Here is an 18,175-nt window from a genome sequence, read left to right as displayed (position 1 = left end):
GACATGTCTAATGTTAGCGCAATCATTTCTGAATTTTTTCCGCTCATCAAAACTCTGTCAGGACGGGTTTGTTGCCCTTAACTAAACCGCACGGAAGGGCTAAGTCAGGTTGAAGAATTCAAAGAACCGGACACCGGAATGAAAGACAACGCCTCTCAGAGCGCCAATATCGGCAAGTTTCAAAACAAATTGGTGACAGCTGACGGGCAAACGCGGGCATCCGTGTCGCTTACCAACCCCGAGACGCTTTGGTTCAATACCGGCACTCTGTGCAACATCGAATGCGTCAACTGCTATATCGAAAGCAGCCCGACCAACGATGCGCTGGTCTATATCACCGCCGCTGAGGTTCGGGATTACCTTGATCAAATCGAATCCCGCAACTGGCCAGTGCGCGAAATCGGGTTCACCGGCGGCGAGCCGTTCATGAACCCCGAGATGATCGACATGACCCGCGCCGCGCTGGAACGTGGGTACGACGTGCTGATCCTGACCAACGCCATGCAACCGATGATGCGCCCAAAGATGCGCGATGGCCTGTTGGAACTGCATCGCAACTACGGTGCTAAGTTGACCCTGCGAATCTCGGTCGACCACTACCGCCCCGACCTACACGACGAAGAACGCGGCAAAGGCAGCTTTGCCAGGACGGTGACGGGAATGCAGTGGTTGCGCGACAATGGCGTTAACATGGCCGTCGCCGGGCGTACCGTTTGGGGTGACACCGACGCCGAAAGCCGGGCCGGCTACGCACAATTCTATGAGCAGCACGGCTTTAACATAGACGCGCAAAATCCCGGCAAAACAGTCCTGTTCCCCGAGATGGATGAGACCGTGGAGGTACCCGAAATCACAACTGCTTGCTGGGGCATCCTGAACAAATCACCCGACGCGGTGATGTGTGCCAGCGCTCGGATGGTGGTGAAACGCAAAGGCGCAGACCACCCTGCTGTTCTGGCCTGCACTCTGTTGCCCTACGCGCCTGAATTCGAAATGGGCCATTCTCTGGCCGAAGCTGAGGCGGACGTTCACCTCAACCACCCCCATTGTGCCAAGTTCTGCGTTCTGGGCGGGGCCAGTTGCTCGGGCTGATCAATTGAGCTCCGGGGACCTCCAGAATTTTGTGCCCGACGCCCCTGCCGAAACGCGCCAGCCTTTTTTGCCCAGCACAAAGAACGACCGACCATCCGTAAATCGTACGGTTTCTCCGCTGCTTTCTTCACCATACATGGCTCCGGTTTCGGCAGTCGCGTCGTATCCTTGATCGATGAATTTATTCAGATCGACAGAGGTTTCGAACAGAATCACGAACTTGGTTTCAAAACCACCTATGCCGATGGCCGCGCCAACACCGCCCGTTCCCATGTTCATGTAAGTGTGCTGGCCTGTATCCTTGGAAACCGCCACGCCGCGCCCGTAACCGGCGGTAACCGGAAACACCGAAACCTTGCGCGAGTCGAACACCCCATAGCCAGCGCTGACATCATAAAGCGCCTTCGCTTCGGGGTTTTCCGCCAGAAGCTGGGTCAGGATTTCGCTGGCCATTGCGTCCAGCTTGGCGCGTGTCTCTTCGGGTGTGGCCTCATTCGTCACAAGATCGGCTGTTGAGTTGATAGTCTCGTCAACCACATCCGCGCCTTTTTCAACGGTGTTGCCGACAGCATCCGCCCCTCGCCCGATGGCGTCTGCCGTGTTTTCAGCACCCTTTTTGATTTTGTCCAGTACGCCTTCGGCAACCGCAGGCCCGCTGATAACTAGTCCAGCGGCAAGAAAGAAAGCTCTGAGCATAAATCGATTCCGTATGTGGCCAACAATTTGGCCGACACCTTAGCCCAAGCACCTAAAAATATAACCGGTCTCAATCATAACCGGCCGAAAAATTCAGCCGTACGCTTAATTCACCCGGAACTCGCCCACAACGTTCCGCCATTCACCGGGCGCGATCATCTTGCGGTGCGTGAAGCGGACCGAATGCAGTGGTCCTTCGATCTCGCGCTGCCAGAACTCGACAAATTTAAAAAGTTTCGGATGGTCCGGCGCCAGATCGTAATCCTGCCAGATGAACGTATTCAGAACGTGGATGTAGTCGGGCATGTGATAGAAGAATTCAGCCGTTGTCAGCCCGTATCCTTTAAGCATCAATTCGGTTTCGCTTCGCTCCATTCAGACCTCCAATTTTGTTGCAAGGTCTCTTTAGAGTAACACGAAAACCCCCTAATCCTTAGTTAACAATATGTTACTTGGATGTTACGGGGGTTTTTCGCAAGCAAAAGAGTTGCTTGCTTGCACCTTATGTGCCGGGTCTGATAAGGTACATCCACAAGATATAGACCCAGAACAATACACGGGCAGTTTACGTGAGCGATACGCCAGAAACCCCAGAAAACATGGATGAAACCCCGCCCGAGCGCCCAGTCTATGACGGCCCGACGGTGTCCATCGAATCCGAGATGCGCACGTCCTATCTGGACTACGCCATGTCGGTCATCGTCTCGCGCGCGATCCCTGATCTGCGTGATGGATTGAAGCCGGTGCACCGGCGGATTTTGTATGCCATGCACGAAACCGGCAACACGCACGACAAGGCGTATCGCAAATCGGCACGCCCCGTTGGCGACGTGATGGGTAAATACCACCCGCATGGTGACAGCGCGATCTATGACGCGCTAGTGCGGATGGCGCAGGATTTCTCGATGTCACTGCCACTGTTGGATGGTCAGGGCAACTTTGGCTCAATGGACGGCGATAACCCGGCGGCCATGCGATACACCGAAGTACGGATGGACAAGCCCGCTGCATCCCTACTGGCCGATATCGAAAAAGAGACGGTCGATTTTCAGGATAACTACGACGGCAAGGACCGGGAACCGACCGTCCTGCCTGCGCGTTTCCCGAATATGCTGGTCAATGGTGCAGGTGGTATCGCCGTGGGTATGGCAACGAACATCCCGCCGCACAATCTGGGCGAAGTGGTCGACGCCACGCTGGCGCTGATCGACGACCCGGACCTGACATCCGAGCAGCTAATCGAATACGTCCCCGGCCCCGATTTCCCAACCGGCGGTGTTATGCTGGGGCGATCCGGCGCGCGCAAAGCTTACCTAGAGGGTCGCGGCAGCGTCATTATCCGCGCCAAGACCCGCGTGGAAGAGATCCGCAGGGACCGTTACGCCATTGTCGTGGACGAGATTCCCTATCAGGTGAACAAGGCCGCGATGATCGAAAAGATCGCCGAGGCCGTGCGCGAAAAGCGCATCGAAGGCGTGGCCCATGTGCAGGACGAATCCGACCGCAACGGCGTACGCGTCGTGGTCGAGTTGAAGCGCGATGCCACGCCCGAGGTGGTTCTGAACCAGCTTTACCGTTTCTCGCCGATGCAGACCTCGTTTGGCTGCAACATGCTGGCGCTGAACGGTGGCCGGCCCGAACAGCTGACTCTGCGCCGGTTCTTAACCTCGTTCATCGACTTCCGTGAAGATGTCGTTGCGCGCCGTACGGCCTATGACCTGCGCAAAGCGCGCGAACGCAGCCACATTCTGTGTGGTCTGGCCGTTGCTGTTTCGAACGTTGACGAAGTGGTTGCCACCATCCGTTCGTCGGCCGACGCCGCTGAGGCCCGCGAAAAGCTGATGACCCGCCGCTGGCCTGCATCTGAAATCGAAGGCTATCTGCGCCTGATCGACGATCCTCTGTCCAAGATGAACGACGACGGCACCTATAACCTGACCGAAGTTCAGGCCCGCGCCATACTCGATCTGCGCCTGCAGCGCCTGACCCAACTGGGCGTCAAAGAGGTCACGGACGAGCTGGAAGAACTGGCAGCCAAGATCAAGGAATACCTAGGTATTCTCTCCTCGCGCGAGCGCATAATGGCAATCATCGGTGATGAGCTGCGCAGCGTCCGCGAACAATTTGCCGTTCCGCGTCGTACCGAGATCGTCGACTGGTCCGGCGACATGGAAGACGAAGACCTCATCGAGCGCGAGGACATGGTCGTGACCGTCACCTCGGGCGGTTATATCAAGCGAACCCCGCTTGCCGACTTCCGGGCGCAAAAGCGCGGCGGCAAGGGCCTGTCGGGAATGCAGACCAAGGAAGAGGACGTGGTCACTAACCTGTTTGTGGCCAACACGCATACTCAATTGCTGTTCTTCACGACCGAAGGCATGGTCTACAAGCTCAAGACTTGGCGCCTGCCGCAGTCCAGCCGCACCGGCAAGGGCAAGGCGATCGTCAACATCCTGCCAATCCCCACAGGTGTCTCTATCGCGGCGATCATGCCCGTGGATGTGCCGGATGACGAGTGGGAAAACCTGCAAATTGTCTTCGCCACCAGTGCAGGCGACGTGCGGCGCAACCGCCTGTCGGACTTCACCAATGTCCGCCGCAACGGCAAGATCGCAATGAAACTGCCCGAGGACGTGGAACTGGTGAACGCTCGAATTTGTTCCGAGGATGAAGACGTCATGCTGGTCACCAATTCGGGCCGCGCAATCCGCTTCCGCACCACCGATGTGCGTGTCTTTAACTCGCGCGAATCTACCGGTGTGCGCGGTATTAAGCTGACCAATGGCGACCGCGTCGTGTCGATGTCGGTCATCCGCCACTTTGAGGCCGGACCGGACGAACGCGCTGCGTACCTCAAGATGCGCCGTGCTGTGGCTGGGATTGCTGACGACGGTGAGACCGATGAGGACGAAGCCACACCCGGCACCATCACCCAAGAGCGCTATGCCGAGATGTCGGCTGCCGAGAACCTCATCCTGACCATCACGTCAGGTGGTTCGGGCAAGCTGAGCTCCAGCCACGACTATCCGGTCCGCGGACGCGGCGGCATGGGCGTTGCTGCAATGGATAAGGCCATGCGTGGCGGTGAGCTGGTTGCCTCGTTCCCGGTCGAAATCGACGACCAGATCATGTTGGCCACCTCGAAAGGTCAGTCGATCCGTGTGCCGGTCGATGGCATTTCCTTCCGCTCCCGCAGTGCGGGCGGGGTGAAGGTGTTCAACACCGGCAAGGGCGAAGAGGTCGTCAGCGTTGCATGGATCGCGGATCAGGGCGACGAAGAAGCCGAAGAATAAGCTATCAAAAGGTCCCGAAATAAAGTTTCCGGGACCTTTTTCCATCTACAAGTTGACTTGCCCCACACCACGCCCTGAAACTCCGGGCTAGATTACGTTGTTTTGTTCGGTGGTTTGATCGGGGGTCGGTTCCAGATGAAGGTCATTGCCTGCTATTCCAACAAGGGTGGAGTGGGTAAGACTGCGACTGCGGTAAATCTGGCCTACGCCCTATCGACCGCCGGTGTCAGGACCTTGCTGTGCGATCTCGACCCGCAGGGTGCTGCAGGATTTTATTACCGGCTCAAGCCTTCCAAATCCTTGACCAACGCGCGTTTTTTTGAGGATGCAACCCGGCTAAAGAACGCTATTCGCGCGAGCGATTTCGAAAATCTGGACATCCTGCCCTCGAACCAGAGCTATCGCGGTTTTGACGTTCTTCTGTCGCAAATGAACTCAGGCCAATCTCAGCTGAACAGGGCATTTTCAGGGGTACAAACGGACTATGAAGTTGTCGTGCTGGATTGCCCACCCAACCTGTCGCAATTGTCCGATCACATCTTTGAATCGGCTGATGCTGTCGTGGTGCCGGTGATCCCCTCAACCCTGTCACAGCGAACATTAGAGCAACTCGTCAAAGTCTTTAAGAAAAAGGGTTTTCCAACAAAAAAACTCCATTGCTTCTTTTCTATGGTCCAACGCGCAAAGACCCTGCATCGAGACACCATGGAGGACATGAAAAACACCTATGGCAAGCGTTTCCTTAACGCACAAATTCCCTTCGCCACGGATGTGGAGAGGATGGGCATTCACCGCGCGCCAGTGATGGTGACGGCGCGCGGCGGACCCGCAAGCCAAGCGTATTTGTCGCTATGCGAGGAGGTGGTCTCGCGTGTGTTCAGTATTTGAACGACGTTTTTTTGGACCGGCCTGACTTAAAGCCCATAAAGGCCGCTGAATTTTTGCTCGAGGTAAGCCAGTAGAGGCTCCGCGCCCGGCTCCATCCCACTTGCACGTTTGATGGTTTCCCGCGGCGCATACAGACCACCGTGACGCTGTAGGTTTTCCCGCAACCAGCCGGTTGCGACAGTGGTGTCACCTTCAGCCAGTTGCGCATCAAGATCCGGAACCGCAGCGCACAGCGCCTGATACAGGCACCCGGCATAAACGTTTCCAAGCGAATAAGTCGGAAAGTACCCAAACAGCCCAACCGACCAGTGAACATCCTGCAAACACCCGTTCGAGGGCTTGTCGACTGCATAACCGAAATCAGCCTTGAAGCGGTCATTCCATGCAGCCTCAAGATCACTGACCTGAAGGTCCCCACTCATCAAAGCGCGCTCCAGATCGAAGCGCAGCATGATGTGCAGGTTGTACTGCACCTCGTCCGCCTCAGTCCTGATAAAGCCGTTATGGACGCCGTTCACCGTTGCATAAAACGCGTCGGCATCTGCGATCCCGAAATCGCCGAACGTCTCGACCATCTGACCGTAGAGCCAGCCGGTAAAGGCGCGAGATCGGCCAAGTTGGTTCTCGTAAATGCGGCTTTGGCTTTCATGCACGCCCATCGACGCGCCCTGCCCCAGCGGCGTCAGCAAATAGGTAGAGTCGATGCCCTGCTCATAAGCGGCGTGACCTACCTCGTGAATGGTAGAATAAAAACAATTGAACGGGTCAGTTTCGCTGGTACGGGTGGTGATCCGCACATCCAGCCCGCTGCCTGAACTGAACGGATGCACGGCCTTATCCACGCGACCGGTGTTCAGGTCATAGCCAAAGGTTGTCGCCAGTTTCTGGGATAGTCGCATCTGGGCCAACTCGTCGAACTTACCCGCCAGAGACTGTGGTGCGGGTTTCTCCAGAACTGCTGCTCGCAAAGCGACCAGACGCGGGCGCATCTGGTCGAAAATCTCAGCGATTTGGGCACCAGTGGTGTAGGGTTCATAGTCTTCGACCATGGCATCATAAACGTCACCGCCTTGCGCAAGAGCAGCACCTTCCTCGCGCTTTAGCGCCACGACTTCTTGCAGGACAGGCAAGAAAGCCGCGACGTCTTCGTCGGCACGGGCCTGCGCCCACGTGCCTTGAGCGGCGGATGTAACGCGCGCAATGGCTTTCGCCAAGTCGGCGGGTACCTTAACTGTTCGTTCGTACGATCGGCGAATATCGCGCAGCTGCGCGCGGGCAACGTCATCCTTCGGATCAGCCTTGTCTAACCACTCTGCCACGTGCGGGTCGGATCGGCGGGCATGAAGAACGGCTTCGATTGCAGCCATTTCCTCGGCGCGCTGGGGCGCCGCGCCGCGCGGCATCACCGTTTCCTGGTCCCAGCCCAGCCGCCCGGCGATTTGCCCGAGGGCCGAGGTTTCGCGTTGAAAGGCCATCAGGTCGTCATAGGCGGTCATAAGGTCAGGCTCCGCGGATTGAGGTGGCGACCGGGTACGCGGTCAGGAAACGCGCGCGCAGGATCAGGGTCCATACGACAACCGCCATGAACTGGTGCAAGATGGCGATCTGCCAAGGGGCGGCATAGACAACTGTGACGATGCCGATAACCACTTGCAGCGACAGGGTCGCGAAGGCTGCGTTAAAGGCAAAGCGCGTCTGCGCGTGCGCGCTGGTGCTGCCACGCCGCCAGACGATAAAGGCGAAAATGAACAGCAAATAGCCCGCGCACCGGTGAATGAACTGCACCAAACCCGGGCTTTCAAAGAAATTGCGCCACATCGGCTCCAACATCGTGGCGTCGGGCGGCAGCAGTTGCCCGCCGATCAGCGGCCAGTCGGTGTAAGACCGACCAGCGTCGATCCCGGCGACGAGTGCGCCAATGAGTATTTGCAAAAAGGCGAAGTGCATCAGGCCGGTCGAAAGCGAGAAGAGTTTTGCCTCTTTCGCGCGGCGGGTCTGCATCAGGTCTCGTTCCTCGCGGCCAAGTTCGAAAATGTACCAAGCCAGGAACCCAAGGATCACAAAGGCCAGTCCCAGATGAGCGGCAAGGCGATAGCTGGCTACCGCAGTCATACCCTCGCCCTGTGTGACGCCCGAGGCGACCATCCACCAGCCGACCGCACCCTGCACACCGCCCAAAGCACCGGGGATCAGCAGCTTACCGGCCCAACCGGTCGGGATTTGGCGTGCGATCAGGAAACCAAAGAATCCACTTGCCCAGACTAGACCGATCACGCGGCCCAGCTGGCGATGACCCCATTCCCACCAGTAGATGAATTTAAAATCACTCAGTTCCATCCACTGGTTCTGGATGCGCCACTGGTCGATCTGTTTGTACTTGTCAAACTCAGCTTGCCAGTCGGCCTCGGTCATCGGCGGGATGGCTCCGGTGATCGGACGCCATTCAGTGATCGACAATCCACTGTCGGTCAGACGGGTCAGACCACCGACGGCGATCATCACCACGACCAGTGCAAACAGGATCATCAGCCAGACACGGATCGCTTTGCGCGCGCCGCCCCGGCCCCGGTCGATCATGCCCGGCTGCACCGCTTGTTGCTTCTCGGTGTCCGAGACCTCTTCGAAGATGCTGCGCTTACCGCTCATGCCGTCCTCATGTCCTGATTTTCGTCGCAAGCTAGGGCTATGGCGGGCCGAGGTCCAGTCTCAGCCCTTCTCCTTCCAGCGGACCATCTGCCGCATGATCCCGTGCAGCATCTGCACATCCGCCCGCGTCATCCGCATCCGCGACCAAAGATTGCGCAGGTTGGTCTTCATCCCTTCGGCTTTTTCGGGCGGGTAAAAGAAGCCCGCTTCCTCCAACCGATCCTCATAATGTTCGACCAGCTTTTCGACCTCGATCCCCGTGGCCCAGTCGCCCTTGCCCAAATCGGTGGCCTCATGCACCACGTCCCCGGTCTGGCGCATCCATTCATAGGCAGTCAGCAAAACGCACTGCCCAAGATTCAACGAGGCATATTCCGGGTTCACCGGCACCGAGATGATGGCATTGGCCTTGGCGATGTCCTCATTCTCAAGCCCTGCCCGTTCCGGCCCGAACAGAACCGCCACCTTTTCACCCGCCGCAACCTTTTCGGCAGCGATCTGCATGGCGCGTTCGGGGCTGTAGACCGGCTTGGTCAACCCGCGCTGTCGCGCCGTCGTCGCAAACACAAAGGTACTGTCGGACAGTGCCCCGGCCAGATCATCGTACAGTTGCGCTTCATCCAGCAGCCGCCCGGCACCGCTGGACATCGCCACTGCCTTGGGGTTCGGCCATCCATCCCGCGGGGCCACGATCCGCATCCGGTCCAGCCCGAAATTCCACATCGCCCGCGCGGCAGCGCCGATGTTTTCCCCCATCTGCGGGCGCACGAGCACAAAGGAAGGCTGAGAAGTATCGCTGGGCATGGTTGTCTCCGAAAAACTGCGCTTGCTGTAATCGGCGGACAGACGCAGGGCAAGGCGTCCGGTGGCTCAATTGTCCATTAAACAGCCATAAAAGTTTGCTTCACCGGCGCAATCCGCTAAACCGCGCCAAAGACTGAAAGCGAAGGACGCGCCGATGGACACCCCCGAGCAGCCGCAGATTTACCTGATCACCCCACCCTCGATCACCCTGAGCACTTTCCCCGATCAACTGGGCCGCGTGCTGGACAGTGCCGACATCGCCTGCATCCGGCTGGCGCTGGCAGGCAGTGACGAGGACACTATCGCGCGCGCCGCTGATGCCTGCCGCGAGGTGGCGCATGCGCGGGACGTGGCCATTGTAATCTCGAACCATGTGCTGCTGGCGCAGCGTTTGGGTCTGGACGGGGTGCATCTGGACGACGCTGCCCGTTCCATTCGCGCCGCGCGCAAGGAACTGGGCGCAGATGCTATTGTCGGCAGCTTCTGCGGTGTCTCCAGCCATGACGGCATGACTGCCGGTGAGGCCGGCGCGGACTACGTCGCATTTGGACCGGTTGGCGCATCTACACTGGGCGATGGCACCACGGCAGAAAAAGACCTGTTCCAGTGGTGGTCCGAAATGATCGAGGTTCCGGTCGTCGCCGAAGGTGGCCTGACCCCAGACCTGGTCCGCGATCTTGCCCCCCACACCGATTTCTTTGGCATCGGCGATGAAATCTGGTCGCAGGACGACCCAGTTGCCGCATTGAAAGCCCTGACCGACGCGATGTGAGCGTTAACTCTTGCGCAAGCGTCAGGGCTGCGGTTAACCCTTGCGCAAGCGTCAGGGCTGCGGCATGTGTTCGGCATGACTCAGAACAGTGAAATCCTGTGTATCGGTTCGGTCCTGTGGGACATTATCGGTCGCTCTGCCAGTGCCATGCGGCAAGGTTCGGACGTGCCGGGTCGGATCACCCGCCTGCCCGGTGGCGTGGCCATGAACATCGCCATGACGCTTGTGCGTTTTGGAATGACGCCGACTTTGCTGACCGCCGTTGGCCGGGACCCCGAAGGCGACGAACTGGTCAATGCCTGCGCGCGGTTGGGAATGGTAACGGACCACATCTATCGCTCGCAGGACTTACCGACCGACCGGTATATGGCCGTCGAAGGGGCTAACGGGCTGATCGCTGCGATTGCTGACGCCCATTCGCTGGAAGCCGCCGGAGCCAAAATCCTGCGCCCGCTGATGCACGGGCCTTTGGGGTATGAGAATGCGCCGTTCGAAGGTCCGATTGCGCTGGATGGCAACCTGACGCTGACCCTGTTGGAAGAAATCGCCCAAAGCCCAACCTTTGCCAAAGCAGACCTTCGCGTGGCCCCCGCCTCACCCGGTAAGGCCGAGCGCCTGCTGCCGTTCCTGAAACACGCCCGCGCAACGCTTTACGTGAACCTCGAAGAAGCCGGCATCCTGTGCCAACGAGAATTCGCGGACTCGGAAAGCGCCGCCAAAGGCTTGCTGGACCGCGGCGCGCTGCGCGTGCTGGTCACCGACGGGGGTAACTCGGCCACCATCGGCGACGCTGACGAGATTCTAACCCAAAAACCTCCGTCCGTTCTGGTCACGCGCGTGACCGGAGCCGGCGACACCTTCATGGCGGCCCATATCGCGTCCGAAGCCGGAGGCGCCTCAAGCAACGAGGCCCTGACTCGCGCCCTGCATGCTGCCGCAACTTACGTTTCTGGAGAAACCCCACTGTGATCGACATTCAATACTCAGCCGAGGTCCGCGCCGCCAAAGACGCAGGCCAGCCCATCGTCGCGCTGGAAAGCACCATTATCACGCACGGGATGCCCTATCCGCAGAACATCGAGGTGGCGGCGCAGGTCGAACAGGATATTCGCGATACGGGCGCGGCTCCGGCCACCATTGCAGTGATCAACGGCAAGCTGCACGTGGGGTTGGAAGCCGATGAGTTGAAATCTCTGGGTCAGGCACAAGGCGTTGCCAAACTGTCCCGCGCGGACATGGCCGCCTGCATCGCAACTGGCGGCACCGGGGCCACCACAGTTGCAGCCACGATGATCGCCGCCCATCACGCGGGGATCGAGGTTTTCGCCACGGGCGGCATTGGTGGCGTACACCAAGGGGCCGAAACTTCGTTCGACATCTCCGCCGATCTGCACGAATTGGCACAAACACCGGTGACAGTCGTGGCTGCGGGTGCAAAGGCCATCCTCGACCTCGCCAAAACGCTTGAGGTTCTGGAAACTCTGGGCGTACCCGTCATCGCGCATGGTCAGGACGAGTTCCCCGCCTTCTGGTCGGCTAAGTCTCCTTATGCCGCGCCTTTGCGCATGGATAGCGCCGAGGATATCGCCAAGGCTCACGCCACCCGCCGCGCACTTGGCCTGCCCGGAGGCCAGCTTGTTGCCAACCCGATTCCAGCAGCGGATCAAATCCCGGCGGAAGAGTTGGCCCCTATTATCGCATCAGCCCAATCAGACGCGGACGCGCACCGCATCAGCGGAAAGGGCGTCACGCCTTACCTGTTGCAGCGAATTTACGAACAAACCGAGGGGCGTTCACTGATCGCCAACATTGCGTTGGTTCGTAACAACGCCCGGCTTGCGGCGGTGATTGCGACGGCTCTGACAAAAGGTAGTAAAGATTAACCTATTGCACCAAGACCCCAGACTGCTTACCTAAATCCGCAAACCACTCAGGACCGCAATGAACACACCGTTTGACGAAGAACCTCATCGCCGCCCCGGCCTGTTTTCCCGGCTGCGCGCGTCGTTTTTGACGGGCATCGTCGTCATTGCACCTGTCTGGCTGACGATCTGGTTGATTTGGTCGGTGGTTGGCTGGATCGACAGTGCGGTCTTGCCGCTGATCCCGCAGCAATTTCAGCCCCAACAATATGTCGGTATCAACCTGCGCGGCGTGGGCGTCGTCATCTTTTTGGTGTTCACCGTGCTCGTGGGCTGGATCGCCAAGGGCATTCTGGGGCGGTCCTTCATCTCTTTCACGGAAAGCCTGGTTGATCGGATGCCCGTCGTCCGTTCGATCTACTCCGGGATCAAACAAATTTCCGAGACGGTATTCGCTCAGACCGAAAGATCGTTCGAGAAAGCCTGTCTGGTACAGTATCCCCGCCGCGGCATCTGGGCCATCGGCTTCGTTTCAACGACCGCAAAGGGTGAAGTCACACAGCGCGCTGAAACCGCTGGAGACCTGCTGAGCGTATTCATCCCAACGACACCCAATCCAACCTCGGGCTTTTTGTTGTTCTTTCCCGCCGAAGACGTGATCCTGCTGGATATGTCCATTGAGGACGCCGCCAAGCTGGTTATCTCTGCCGGGCTGGTCTACCCCAATGAAAAAGACCCGACACAACCGCCTGAATGATCAACCGAACATCTCGGGCAGGTTTACGGTGCTGGACTTGCCCAAATCCGTCTTGTGATCGTTGATAAACCGATGCGCCGCAGCGCGCCCAGCCTCTTTCAGCTTGTGCAAAACAATCGGATTAGGAACCGTTTTGGTCGCCACAGACAGATCGTTCATCAGTTCATCATCGGCGATCATGTGGACCAGAACGCGGCTCATCTCGCCCGCATTCAATTTCCCTTCAGCCAGCAAGCGCTGAACGAAACTGATCGCCCGCAATTCGCGGAACAGGGATGAGTTGAAACTGATTTCGTTGATCCGATTCTGAATCTGCTGCGGTGTCTTCGGCACCTCGTCCCGTTCCAGCGGGTTGATGTTCACGATCACCACATCATCAGGCAAGTCGTTGTTGAACAAGGGATACAATGCCGGGTTGCCGGTATAGCCCCCGTCCCAATACGCCTCGGTACGCCCGGACTTGGGATCGAAAATCTCCACTGCTTGAAACAAATTCGGCAGACAGGCCGACGCAAGGATCGCATCGGTTGAGACCTCTTCGCCCGTAAACACCCGGATCTTACCACTGCGCACGCAGGTTGCGCACACAAACAGGCGCGGGCCTTCGTCCGCGCAAATCTCATCAAAATTAAACCGGTCCACGACCGGCTCCAGCGGGTTGCGATAAAACGGGCCATACGCATAAGGCGACACCAGACGGGACCACGCATCACCCACGGAAAACGGCAACGAATACTCCATCGCGTGGGCAATCTGTGCGGGCTCGATCGCTTGCATCCAATTGGCAAGGCGCATGTCACCAACGGCCCCCATACGCTCCCACAGTCCGTCCAGATTGGCCCTGGCGCCATCGCGACCATCACGCACCATACCGGATTTGAAAGCCGCACCATTCAGCGCCCCGGCAGAAGTTCCGGTGATCGCCGCAACCTCAATGTCTTCTTCATCCAACAGACGATCCAGCACGCCCCAGGTAAATGCCCCATGCGCCCCGCCACCCTGCAAAGCCAGATTGATGCGTTTCATAAATGCACCCCTTCATCTTTCTTAAAATACTCCGGGGGCTTGGGGGCAGTGCCCCCGTGCAACCTCACAAGGCCGTCCAGCCCCCATCTACCGAGATTGTCGTCCCCGTAATCTGCGCCGCCGCGTCCGAACACAGGAAGATTGTCGTGCCTCCTAGTTGCTCAACTGTCGCAAACTCTTTCGAGGGCTGACGCTCTAGCAGAACGTTTTTGACCACGTCTTCGCGGCTCATATTGTATTCCTTCATCGTATTCGGAATCTGCGCCTCGACCAGAGGGGTCAGCACGTAACCCGGGCAGATGGCGTTGCAGGTGATCGGTTCCTGCGCAGTTTCCAGTGCCACGGTTTTCGTCATTCCGACCACGCCATGTTTGGCTGCGATATAAGCCGCCTTGAAAGGTGAAGCCGTCAAACCATGCGCCGAAGCGATATTAACGATCCGCCCCCACCCGGCCTTGCGCATCATCGGCAAAGCCGCCGCCATGGTGTGATAAGCCGAGTTCATGTTGATCGCGATGATGGCATCCCACTTGTCGACCGGGAACTGATCAATGGGCGCCACGTGCTGGATGCCCGCGTTATTCACCAGGATATCGCAGGCACCCGCTTTCTCGACCAACGCGCGGCATTCGCCGCCGTTGGACATATCGGCTTTGATGTAGCGCGCGTTGGTTCCGGTCTCTTGCGCAATCTCAGCCGCCAGAGCGTGATCTTCGTCTCGATCAGTGAATGAGTTCAAAACCACGTCGGCCCCGGCTTTCGCCAACTCGCGCGCAACTCCCAACCCGATACCGGAATTCGACCCTGTGATGATCGCTGTTTTACCCGACAGATTCATGATCTTTCTCCCTCAAAATTCACTTTGACGGAACTGTGCCATGCTGCACCTGCAAAGAAAACGGGGAAACGCCTTGGTTCTTCCTCAGCGAGAAAATCCGCCAAAAAAAACGCCCGCGCGAAGCGGGCGTTAAGTTATTGAGGCAGGTTTCATACAGGCAAGAAACCTATCGAGCAGTGCATCCTTTATAAGCAATTCCTTGCATCCGTCCAAGCTAAAAGTTTGAAAATAAGAAAAATCATCGGTACGGTGAATCCCAACAAAATAAGGCCTGAGCAGGATTGTTTCCAAAATGCGCCCCGATTTTCTACGCCCCGTCCGTCCTGTGATCGCGGGAATCACCTCCGTTTTTGCCGTTACATTTGCCCATGCAGATTCGGCTCATGGCATAGCTATGTACGGAGACCCCGCACTACCACCGGATTTTGTGTCTTTGCCCTACGCAAACCCAGATGCGCCCAAGGGCGGAAAAGTCGTTTTTGGAAATACCGGCGGCTATAACAGTTTAAACCCGTTTGTGCAAAAAGGGACCTCGCCCTGGCAATTGCGATTTTGGACCCATGAAAGCCTGATGGGCCGGTCTTGGGACGAACCCTTCACTCTTTACGGGTTGTTAGCCGAATCAGTTGAGACTGCGCCGGACCGGTCTTGGGTCGAATTTACCCTGCGCGAGGACGCCCAGTTTTCAGATGGTTCTCCTGTAACCGTAGACGATGTCGTCTGGTCATACGAGACTTTGGGCACCGAAGGGCATCTTCGTTACCGTGGCCTTTGGGGCAAGATCGACAGCATAGAACAGACCGGTCCACGCACCGTGCGCATTACATTCAATGAACCTGATCGGGAACTGGCGCTGATCGCCGGTCTCCGTCCGATCCTCAAAAAGGCACAATGGGAAGGAAAGAACTTCGCCGACGCCGCTCTGCACGATATTCCCATGGGCACTGGTCCATACGTTGTTGATGACTACGAGGCCGGGCGATACGTGAACCTGCGTCGCAATCCGGACTATTGGGGCGCTGACATTCCCTTGCGACGCGGCACCATGAACCTCGATGACGTCCGGATCGAATTCTATGGCGACGGCACCGTATTATTCGAGGCATTCAAGGCCGGCGAACTGACCGCCGTGCGCGAATTCAACGCCGACAAATGGGACACTCAATACAACTTTCCCGCTGTGCAGCGCGGCGATGTCGTCAAAACCGAAATCCCGCACGGCAAACCTTCGGGCATGACCGGGTTCGTCATGAATACCCGAAATGCACCGCTTGACGATTGGCGCGTGCGAGAAGCGCTTTTGCTGGCGTTCAACTTCGAATACATCAATGACACGATTACTGGTGGTGCGCAGCCAAGGATTACCTCGTACTTTTCCGGGTCCGACCTCGGCATGCAGTCCGGTCCCGCGACCGGTCGTGTCGCGGAATTGTTGCAGACATATACCAATGATCTCCCCCCCGGTGCGCTTGAAGGATACGCTCTGCCCGTTGGTGATGGCTCAGCGCGCAACCGTTCCAATATCCGTCAGGCCAACAACCTTCTGGCCGAGGCTGGTTGGACCGTCCAGGATGGTGTTCTGCGCAATCAGAACGGCGAAGACTTCACTATCACCGTCATGCTGCAGCAGGGGGACAGTGAAAGCCAGACCGCCATTGAAATTTACTCCCGGGCTCTGGAGCGTCTTGGCATTCAGGTCAACGTTGAGCAGGTGGACAGCGCCCAATTCACGGGTCGCACTGCGGAACAGGATTTCGATATGACCTTTTTCCGACGCGCCTTGTCTTTGTCGCCCGGCAACGAACAGAGCCTGTACTGGGGCAGCGAAAACGCAGACACGCCCGGTACGCGCAACCTGATGGGCGTCGCATCTCCCGCGGTGGACGGTCTGATCGACACGATGCTGAAATCGGAAAGCCATGAGGACTTTGTGGCCGCTACCCGCGCGCTGGATCGTGTGCTGACCGCTGGGCGCTATGTGATACCGATCTGGAATTTCGACGTCGGACGCATCGCCCACGCTAAGGAACTAAAGCACCCCCAAACCCTGCCGATCTATGGCGATGGACCCGAATATATGCCGCAGGTTTGGTGGTTCGAAGACTAACAGCCTCTTGCATCAATGCATTTGGAACCTTTGGCATGCCAGAATCTTATCAGCGTGGTTTGATATGCGCTTTAAAGCTCAGTCGGACGTCGACACTTTTCGGCGGATTTTGGCACACCAATCAAAAGCAACCAAATATAGTGTAATAAACAAACGCGTTTCGCTATAATTTGCGACCGCATCTAGTTCCAGCGAAAATTCAAAAAACAAATACAAGGGGCTTTACTGAACGCCCCCTGACGATATAGCCTATTGGTATTAAGACGCGCCGTGTAAACGGATTAATTCTGAGAATTTCGTTAGATAGCTTTTTACTCGACGCGCAACAGTTGTATTTTGCGGACCGGCCTCCACTCACTCAAACCTCAGGTCCGTAGGCCCGTTGTGCGTCGTGCGCGGCGGGCCTTTTTACCTTACGTCAGAAAGGCAGGGGTGCGACATTTTGTCATGCACTTGGTTCTCTGCACCCTCCGTACCCTAAAAAGGGGGCCGAGCAGCCGTGGAACACGAAAAAACGGAAGCTGACTGATGTTGAACTGGACTGACCTGACGCAAGACTGGGACGCTATGTACTCGCGCGCGAAGCGGCGTTTTCCGAACCTGCGGGATCAGGACAAGGTACGGCTGAGTAAAGATCGAAAAGGGTTTGAAGCGTATCTGGCCGAACGCCACCACCTGACCGTGAACGAAGCGCACGAAGAGCTTGAGGACTTTCTTTTCACCGAGGGGCTGAATCGCGAATTCAGCCGATCTTTAAGTAAGTGATGTGACCCAAAGGATTGTCGCATCCTCGTCACTGACAGAAATAACATTGTGACCCATGCTACCGTCGTAATAGGCGCTGTCTCCGCGGCGCATTTCGACAGGTTCATAAAACTCGGTATACAGTTTCACAACTCCGGTCAGCACATACAGGAATTCCTCGCCGTCATGGCGCACCCAGCCGTCGAACTCGTCCATCGAGCGGGCACGCACGCGGGCACGATACGGCAGCATCTGCTTCTTTGTCAGCGTCTCGGCCAGCAACTCGTGTTCATATGTCGCCGTTGCGTGGGCACCACCCTCTCCTACCCGGGTCACGGCCATACGACCAATTACCTGATCGCGCTGCGGAGGAGTAAACAGCTGCGGCACCGAAATTTCCAACCCGGTCGCTAGCTTTTTCAGCGCGTCATAGGTTGGCGACATTTGCCCATTTTCGATTTTACTAAGGGTCGAACGCGCCAATCCCGCTTGAGTAGCCGCCTGTTCCAACGTCCAGTTCCGCGCCTTACGCAGCTGACGCACGCGTGCGCCAAGGTCCAGCGGTTCAAGCTCGGTATAATCGCCCGAGTCCCGCGCGATACGGATCAGGGATGGCTGTTCATTGGTGGTCATGCGCCACTCTATAGGCG

17 protein-coding genes are annotated in these 18,175 nt (G+C 57.6%); 9 read left to right on the top strand and 8 right to left on the bottom strand.

Annotated features, from left to right (window positions below):
* Window positions 1-138: 138 nt before the first annotated feature.
* Window positions 139-1,092, top strand: a complete 954-nt coding sequence (locus ACR0LN_RS04830; protein WP_480428110.1) for a radical SAM protein — start codon at window positions 139-141, stop codon at window positions 1,090-1,092.
* Here the strand turns inward: ACR0LN_RS04830 and ACR0LN_RS04825 are convergent, their stop codons facing one another.
* The gene (locus ACR0LN_RS04825; RefSeq protein ID WP_480428109.1) at window positions 1,093-1,788 is read right to left on the bottom strand and encodes a lipid-binding SYLF domain-containing protein; all 696 of its coding nucleotides are present in this window, start codon (window positions 1,786-1,788) and stop codon (window positions 1,093-1,095) included.
* 105 nt (window positions 1,789-1,893) lie between these two features.
* Window positions 1,894-2,163 (bottom strand): usg protein, encoded by a 270-nt coding sequence (locus tag ACR0LN_RS04820; protein ID WP_480428108.1) that lies wholly within the window; start codon window positions 2,161-2,163, stop codon window positions 1,894-1,896.
* A gap of 194 nt (window positions 2,164-2,357) precedes the next feature.
* Between ACR0LN_RS04820 and gyrA the strand changes: the two genes are divergently transcribed.
* Window positions 2,358-5,081, top strand: a complete 2,724-nt coding sequence (gene gyrA / locus ACR0LN_RS04815) for a DNA gyrase subunit A (protein WP_480428106.1) — start codon at window positions 2,358-2,360, stop codon at window positions 5,079-5,081.
* 135 nt (window positions 5,082-5,216) lie between these two features.
* Complete coding sequence (locus ACR0LN_RS04810; protein ID WP_480428105.1) at window positions 5,217-5,969, top strand: ParA family protein; 753 nt, start codon at window positions 5,217-5,219, stop codon at window positions 5,967-5,969.
* Between the two features lie 26 nt (window positions 5,970-5,995).
* Here ACR0LN_RS04810 and ACR0LN_RS04805 read toward each other — a convergent pair whose 3' ends face one another.
* The 3 genes from ACR0LN_RS04805 to ACR0LN_RS04795 are packed head-to-tail and all read right to left on the bottom strand — an operon-like array spanning window position 5,996 to window position 9,419.
* Complete coding sequence (locus ACR0LN_RS04805) at window positions 5,996-7,465, bottom strand: carboxypeptidase M32 (RefSeq protein WP_480428103.1); 1,470 nt, start codon at window positions 7,463-7,465, stop codon at window positions 5,996-5,998.
* Between the two features lie 4 nt (window positions 7,466-7,469).
* Window positions 7,470-8,615 (bottom strand): heme A synthase, encoded by a 1,146-nt coding sequence (ctaA, locus tag ACR0LN_RS04800; RefSeq protein WP_480428102.1) that lies wholly within the window; start codon window positions 8,613-8,615, stop codon window positions 7,470-7,472.
* 60 nt (window positions 8,616-8,675) lie between these two features.
* Window positions 8,676-9,419 (bottom strand): RNA methyltransferase, encoded by a 744-nt coding sequence (locus ACR0LN_RS04795; RefSeq protein WP_480428101.1) that lies wholly within the window; start codon window positions 9,417-9,419, stop codon window positions 8,676-8,678.
* Between the two features lie 154 nt (window positions 9,420-9,573).
* On the opposite strand from ACR0LN_RS04795, the gene ACR0LN_RS04790 reads away from it, so the two are divergent.
* The 4 genes from ACR0LN_RS04790 (at window position 9,574) to ACR0LN_RS04775 (ending at window position 12,810) form a co-directional block, all read left to right on the top strand.
* A complete protein-coding gene (locus ACR0LN_RS04790; protein ID WP_480428099.1) occupies window positions 9,574-10,191 on the top strand; it encodes a thiamine phosphate synthase in 618 nt (205 codons plus the stop codon).
* Window positions 10,192-10,266: 75 nt separating this feature from the next.
* Window positions 10,267-11,160, top strand: coding sequence for a PfkB family carbohydrate kinase (locus tag ACR0LN_RS04785; protein WP_480428098.1), 894 nt, complete (start codon window positions 10,267-10,269; stop codon window positions 11,158-11,160).
* Entirely contained in the window at window positions 11,157-12,074 is a 918-nt protein-coding gene (locus ACR0LN_RS04780; RefSeq protein ID WP_480428097.1) for a pseudouridine-5'-phosphate glycosidase, read from the top strand. The genes ACR0LN_RS04785 and ACR0LN_RS04780 overlap by 4 nt, the downstream gene beginning before the upstream one ends.
* A gap of 58 nt (window positions 12,075-12,132) precedes the next feature.
* Window positions 12,133-12,810, top strand: a complete 678-nt coding sequence (locus tag ACR0LN_RS04775) for a DUF502 domain-containing protein (protein ID WP_480428096.1) — start codon at window positions 12,133-12,135, stop codon at window positions 12,808-12,810.
* Here ACR0LN_RS04775 and ACR0LN_RS04770 read toward each other — a convergent pair whose 3' ends face one another.
* Together ACR0LN_RS04770 and ACR0LN_RS04765 are read right to left on the bottom strand one after the other, a co-directional pair.
* Window positions 12,811-13,836, bottom strand: a complete 1,026-nt coding sequence (locus ACR0LN_RS04770; RefSeq protein WP_480428095.1) for a patatin-like phospholipase family protein — start codon at window positions 13,834-13,836, stop codon at window positions 12,811-12,813.
* A 64-nt stretch (window positions 13,837-13,900) separates the two neighbouring features.
* Window positions 13,901-14,674, bottom strand: coding sequence for a 3-hydroxybutyrate dehydrogenase (locus tag ACR0LN_RS04765; RefSeq protein ID WP_480428094.1), 774 nt, complete (start codon window positions 14,672-14,674; stop codon window positions 13,901-13,903).
* Between the two features lie 292 nt (window positions 14,675-14,966).
* Between ACR0LN_RS04765 and ACR0LN_RS04760 the strand changes: the two genes are divergently transcribed.
* Window positions 14,967-16,781, top strand: coding sequence for an extracellular solute-binding protein (locus ACR0LN_RS04760; RefSeq protein WP_480428093.1), 1,815 nt, complete (start codon window positions 14,967-14,969; stop codon window positions 16,779-16,781).
* Between the two features lie 528 nt (window positions 16,782-17,309).
* Window positions 17,310-17,546, top strand: coding sequence for a hypothetical protein (locus tag ACR0LN_RS04755; RefSeq protein WP_170325112.1), 237 nt, complete (start codon window positions 17,310-17,312; stop codon window positions 17,544-17,546).
* Here the strand turns inward: ACR0LN_RS04755 and ACR0LN_RS04750 are convergent.
* A complete protein-coding gene (locus tag ACR0LN_RS04750) occupies window positions 17,535-18,158 on the bottom strand; it encodes a helix-turn-helix domain-containing protein (protein WP_480428091.1) in 624 nt (207 codons plus the stop codon). The genes ACR0LN_RS04755 and ACR0LN_RS04750 overlap by 12 nt on opposite strands.
* Window positions 18,159-18,175 lie beyond the last annotated feature (17 nt).

It is taken from the genome of Ruegeria sp. AA6 (genome assembly GCF_056542865.1).
Note: the sequence above shows the minus strand (reverse complement) of the source record. Positions and strands in the feature narration are given on the sequence as shown.